The sequence below is a fragment of the Pseudomonas sp. RW407 genome, from assembly GCF_003176655.1.
In the GTDB taxonomy this organism is placed as follows: domain Bacteria; phylum Pseudomonadota; class Gammaproteobacteria; order Pseudomonadales; family Pseudomonadaceae; genus Pseudomonas; species Pseudomonas delhiensis.
Genome location: NZ_QGSL01000029.1, coordinates 9,874 through 15,301 on the forward strand (window position 1 = coordinate 9,874; position 5,428 = coordinate 15,301).

The 5,428-nt window shown below is 71.9% G+C and carries 4 protein-coding genes; all 4 read left to right on the forward strand.

Features of this window, described 5'->3' with window-relative positions:
• Positions 1–155 precede the first annotated feature (155 nt).
• Positions 156–980 (forward strand): polyphosphate kinase 2, encoded by an 825-nt coding sequence (ppk2, locus tag DK254_RS00925; RefSeq protein ID WP_109931669.1) that lies wholly within the window; start codon positions 156–158, stop codon positions 978–980.
• 27 nt (positions 981–1,007) lie between these two features.
• A complete protein-coding gene (locus tag DK254_RS00930; RefSeq protein WP_109931671.1) occupies positions 1,008–2,786 on the forward strand; it encodes a monovalent cation:proton antiporter-2 (CPA2) family protein in 1,779 nt (592 codons plus the stop codon).
• A 30-nt stretch (positions 2,787–2,816) separates the two neighbouring features.
• Positions 2,817–3,914, forward strand: a complete 1,098-nt coding sequence (locus DK254_RS00935; protein WP_109932904.1) for an AI-2E family transporter — start codon at positions 2,817–2,819, stop codon at positions 3,912–3,914.
• A 17-nt stretch (positions 3,915–3,931) separates the two neighbouring features.
• Positions 3,932–5,428, forward strand: a 1,497-nt coding sequence (locus tag DK254_RS00940) for an efflux transporter outer membrane subunit (protein WP_109932906.1), incomplete at its 3' end; no start/stop codon positions are given.

The following is a 5,428-nucleotide window of genomic DNA, read 5'->3' on the forward strand; positions in this document are numbered from 1 at the left end:
TCCGTCCCGGGCGACCTGGCGAGTGTTCGAAAAGGCCCCCGGGCCACCGGCAAACCGCCAGGGATCATCCATACTCAGCCAGGACATCCCACGTACCGGGCGCCGCAGGAGCGGGCGCCGTCCGCACGGGGCCAAGGCAGCGCACGGAGGGCCTCATGGCCAAATCCAAGAAAGACAGGAAACACGCGAAGGACGACGCAGCGCAACGGCTCGACCGCAAGACCTACGAAGCCGAACTCAAGCAGCTGCACGTGGAGCTGGTGAAACTCCAGGAGTGGGTGGTGGCCGAGGGGCTCAAGGTCTGCGTGGTCTTCGAGGGCCGCGACGGCGCCGGCAAGGGCGGCACCATCAAGGCCATCACCGAACGCGTCAGCCCGCGGGTGTTCCGCGTGGTGGCGCTGCCGGCGCCCACCGAGCGGGAGAAGTCGCAGATCTACGCCCAGCGCTACCTGACGCACCTGCCGGCGGCCGGCGAGGTGGTGATCTTCGACCGCAGCTGGTACAACCGCGCCGGCGTCGAGCGGGTCATGGGCTTCTGCACCGAGGAACAGTCGCGCAAGTTCCTCGCCGTGGTGCCGCTGTTCGAGAAGATGATGGTCGAGTCCGGGATCATCCTGCTCAAGTACTGGCTGGAAGTCAGCGCCGAGGAGCAGACGCGCCGTCTGCAGGACCGCATCAACGACGGCCGCAAGCTGTGGAAGCTGTCGCCCATGGACCTGAAGTCCTACGGCCGCTGGGACGACTACACCCGCGCCCGCGACGAGATGTTCGCCGCCTCGGATTCCTCCTGGGCCCCCTGGTACATGGCGCGCTCCGAGGACAAGCGACGCGGGCGGCTGAACATCATCAGCCACCTGCTGGCGCAGATCCCCTACAAGGACATCACCCGCGAGGAGGTCGTCGAGCTGCCCAGGCGCGGGCGGATCGGCAAGTACAAGGCCGCTCCCTATCCGTTCCGGATGGTCGCCGAGCGCTTCTGAGCCCAACGCCCGCCGGGAGACGCAGCCATGCCCCATGACGGGAGCCTGCTCCAGGCCACGGTGATCTTCCTGCTCGCCGTGGTCCTGCTGGTGCCGCTGGCACAGCGCGCGAAGCTGGGCGCGGTGCCCGGCTACCTGCTGGCCGGCATCCTCATCGGCCCCTCGGTGCTGGGCCTGGTGAACAACCCGCAGAACGTCAGCCGGCTCTCGGAAATCGGCGTGGTGATGCTGCTCTTCATCATCGGCCTGGAACTGTCCCCGCGGCGCCTGTGGAGCATGCGCCGGGCGCTGTTCGGCGTCGGCCTGCTGCAGGTGCTGCTCACCGCCGTGCTCCTGGGCGGCATCGCCCTGGCCCTCGGCCAGCGCCTGCCGGCGGCGGTGGTGCTGGGCCTGGGCCTGGCCCTGTCGTCCACCGCCTTCGGCCTGCAGGTGCTGGCCGAGCGCAAGGAACTGGGCCGCCCCCATGGCCGCCTGGCGGTGGCCATCCTGCTGTTCCAGGACATCGCCGCCATCCCGCTGATCGCCGTGGTGCCGCTGCTGGGGGCCTCGGCTGGCGATGCCGCCGACGCCGGCGGCGGGCTGCGCCCGATCTTGGCGGTGGCCGCCGGCGTCGGCCTGGTCATCCTCGGTGGCCGCTACCTGCTGCGCCCGGCCTTCACCTGGGCGGTGGGTCCCGGCCTGCGCGAGCTGGCCACCGCCATGGCGCTGCTGATCGTGCTGGGCACCGCCTGGATCATGGAACACGTCGGCGTGTCCATGGCCCTGGGCGCCTTCCTCGCCGGCCTGCTGATGGCCGAATCGGAATACCGCCACGAGCTGGAGTCGCAGATCGAGCCCTTCAAGGGGCTGTTCCTGGGGCTGTTCTTCGTCGGCGTGGGCATGACCGCCGACCTGCGCCTGCTGCTGGGCGAACCCTGGGTGGTGCTGGGCCTGACCCTGCTGCTGGTGGCCGTCAAGCTGCCGCTGCTGTATGCCATGGGGCGCCTGGCGGGTGGCCTGGAACATGCCGGGGCGGTCTGCCTGGGCGTGGTCCTGGCCTCCGGTGGCGAGTTCGCCTTCGTGGTGTTCAGGCTGGCCCTGGAGCAGCGCCTGCTCGACCAGCGCCTGCACGACCTGCTGGTGCTGGCCATCACCCTGTCGATGGCACTGGTGCCGCTGCTGATGCTCGCCCTGGCGCGACAGCTGCATGCGCCGGCCGCCGAGGTACGGGCCCCGCCGGTGGCCGAGCCGGAGGTGGACCAGGCGCCGCGGGTGGTGATCGCCGGCATGGGCCGCATGGGCCGCGTCATCGCCCGCCTGTTGCAGGCCCGCGGCATTCCCCTGGTGGCGCTGGAGACCTCGGTGCAGGCCCTGGGCCGCGAGGTACCCGGGGTGCCGGTCTTCTACGGCGACCCCACGCGCCCGGAAATCCTCCACGCGGCCGGGGTGGGCGAGGCCGAACTGGTCATCGTCACCACCGACGACCCGCAGAGCAACCTGCGCACCGCCGAGGTGATCGCCCGGCACTATCCCGGCACGCGGGTGATCGCCCGCGCGCGCAACCGCCAGCACGTGCTGCAGTTGCTGGACCTGGGGGCGAGCCCGGTGCGCGAGACCTTCCACTCCAGCCTGGAGATGGCCCGCCGCGCCTTGCTCGCCCTGGGCGTGGACGAGGCGCAGGCGGCGGCCTGGGTGCGGGGTTACCAGAAACAGGAAGAGCGACGCCTGGCGGACCTCCACCGTGGAGGGAGCGATGCGCCCGCCGAGGCCACCTTCGACGAAGAAGACGACCCGGCGATGCCGCCGGAACCGCCGCGGGAGCACTAGCGGCGCGGGCACAGAGGGGAGTGCATGACCATGCAACCGAGCTTCAGGCTGGACGGCAGGCTGTCGCGGGACCTGCTCGACCTGTTCATCCGCGCCGGCCTCATCGCCGTGCTGGTGGCCTTTTCCTTCCAGGTGTTCCGGCCGTTCCTGGAGCTGATGCTCTGGGCGCTGATCCTGGCGGTGACCCTCTACCCGCTGCAGTGCCGCTTGCGGCAACGCCTGGGCGGGCGCGACGGCCGCGCCGCGACGCTGATCGTGCTGCTGGCGCTGGCCCTGTTGCTGGTGCCGGTCTACCTGCTGCTGGTGTCCCTGGGCGACTCGCTGGAGCAGTTGCTGGCCCTGCTGCGCAGCGGCGACTGGAGCCTGCCGGCACCGCCCGACGCGGTGGCCGGCTGGCCGCTGGTGGGGCCGCGCCTGCACCAGGCCTGGCTGTCGGCCTCCGGCGACCTCACCAGCGCGCTGCAGCGCCTGCTGCCGCACCTCAAGGGCAGCGGCCGCGCGCTGCTGGGGGCGCTGGCCAACGTCGGCGCGGCCTTCCTGCTGTTCGTCGCGGCGCTGATCATCGCCGGCATCTGCATGGCCTATGGCGAGCGCGGCCACCACGCGGCCCAGCGCATCGCCACGCGGGTTTCCGGGCCCGAGCGCGGCCCGCGCATCGTCACCCTGTGCACCGCCACCATCCGCGCAGTGGCCCAGGGGGTGATCGGCATCGCCTTCATCCAGATGCTGCTGGTGGGCGTGGGGTTCGTCGCCATCGGCGTGCCGGGCGCGGGCATCCTCGCCCTGGTCGTGCTGCTGCTGGGCATCGTGCAGTTGCCGGCGACGCTGGTCACCCTGCCGGTGATCGCCTACGTGCTGGGCACCCAGGGCGTGGCGCTGGCGACCATCGTCTTCACCGTCTACAGCCTGGTCGCGGGCCTGGCCGACAACGTGCTCAAGCCGCTGCTGCTGGGGCGCGGCGTCGACGTGCCGATGCCGGTGGTGCTGCTCGGCGCGCTGGGCGGCATGGTGGTGCAGGGCATCATCGGCCTGTTCCTCGGCCCGGTGATCCTGGCGGTGGCCTACAACCTGTTCTGGCAGTGGGTGGACGAACAGGACGCGCCGGCCGACCCCGGGCAGCCGGATTGACCCGGCGGGAATCGCCCATGGGCCGACGCGCCAGCCTATTGTGCCTGTTGCTCGCCGGCTGCACCCAGGTCGGGCCGGACCACCGCACGCCGCCCACGCCTTGGGTGGAGCACTGGAACACGCCGGCCCTGGAGCAGGCCGGCCACGTGGTGGCCAGCCCGGACCTGCGCCGTTGGTGGGCGGTGTTCGCCGACCCCACCCTGGAGGCCCTGATCGACGAGGCCGACGCCCACAACGGCGACCTGCGCGTGGCCGGGCTGCGCGTGGCCGAGGCACGCGCGCAACTGGCCATCGTCCGCACCGGGCGCTACCCGCAACTGCAGCAATTGCGCGGCGAGAGCCTCTACCTCAAGCGCGACCAGTCCGGCCCGGGTGCGCAGGACTCGGTGTTCTGGCAGTCCAGCGCGGGCTTCGACATCGGCTGGGAAATCGACTTCTGGGGCCGCTTCAGCCGTGCCATCGAGGCCGCCGACGACGCCTACTTCGCCTCCGGCGCCAACTACGCCGACGCCCAGGTGCTGCTGCGCGCCCAGGTGGCGGACACCTACTTCGCCCTGCGCACCGCCGAGGCGCGCCTGGACATCGCCCGGGAGAACGCCCGGCGCCAGGCGCGCAGCCTCCAGATCACCGAACGGCTGTTCCGCCATGGCGAGAACGACGAGCTGGACTGGCAACAGGCGCGCACCCAGTACCTGGCGACCCAGGCGACCATCCCCGAGTTCGAGAACCAGGTGAACGCCCTGCGCAACACCCTCTGCGCCCTGGTCGGCCGCCCGCCGGGGCCGATGCCGGAACTGGACGCGCGCCGCGGCCAACTGCCGCTGCCCGACCGCGCGGTGCTGCAGGACGTGCCGGCCAGCCTGCTGCTGCGCCGCCCGGACATCCGCGCCGCCGAGCGGGCGGTGGCCGCGCAATCGGCGCTGGTCGGCGTCGCCGAGGCCGACCTGTACCCCGCGCTGAGCCTGCTGGGCAGCATCGGCTGGAGCTTCGTCTCGGCGCACAACCTGCCCGACAGCTTCGACCTCGCCGCCGGCCCCAGCCTGCTGTGGAACCCGCTGGACCATGGCCGGCGCAGGAATGCCGTGCGCGTGGAGGACGCCCGCCTGCAGCAGCTGATCGAGTTGTACCAGCAGGACGTGCGCCAGGCCGCGCGCGAGGCCGACGACGCCGCCAGCGGCCTGGTCCGCGCCCTGGACAGCGCGCGCATCCGTCAGGACGCGGCGCAGGCCGCCGAGCGCTCGCTGAACCTGGCCAGCGCGCAGTACCGCGAAGGCTTCGCCGACTTCCAGCGGGTGCTGGATGCCCAGCAGCTGCTGTTGCAGCAGCAGGACGGCTACCTGGTCAGCCGCGGCAACGCGGTGGGCGGCCTGGTGGCCCTGTACAAGGCCCTCGGTGGCGGCTGGGACGACAGCCGCGCCCTGGTCGACGCGGCCACCCGCCGGCAGATGCAGGGGCGCACCGACTGGGGCGAGCTGCTGGACGCGCCGGCCCCCACAGCCCAGGAACGAGGTGAG

Excerpts from the sequence above, each read along its gene's own strand:
- ppk2 (WP_109931669.1), top strand. The coding sequence starts at position 156 with ATGGCCAAATCCAAGAAAGACAGGAAACACGCGAAGGACGACGCAGCG.
- DK254_RS00930 (WP_109931671.1), top strand. The coding sequence starts at position 1,008 with ATGCCCCATGACGGGAGCCTGCTCCAGGCCACGGTGATCTTCCTGCTC.
- DK254_RS00935 (WP_109932904.1), top strand. The coding sequence starts at position 2,817 with ATGCAACCGAGCTTCAGGCTGGACGGCAGGCTGTCGCGGGACCTGCTC.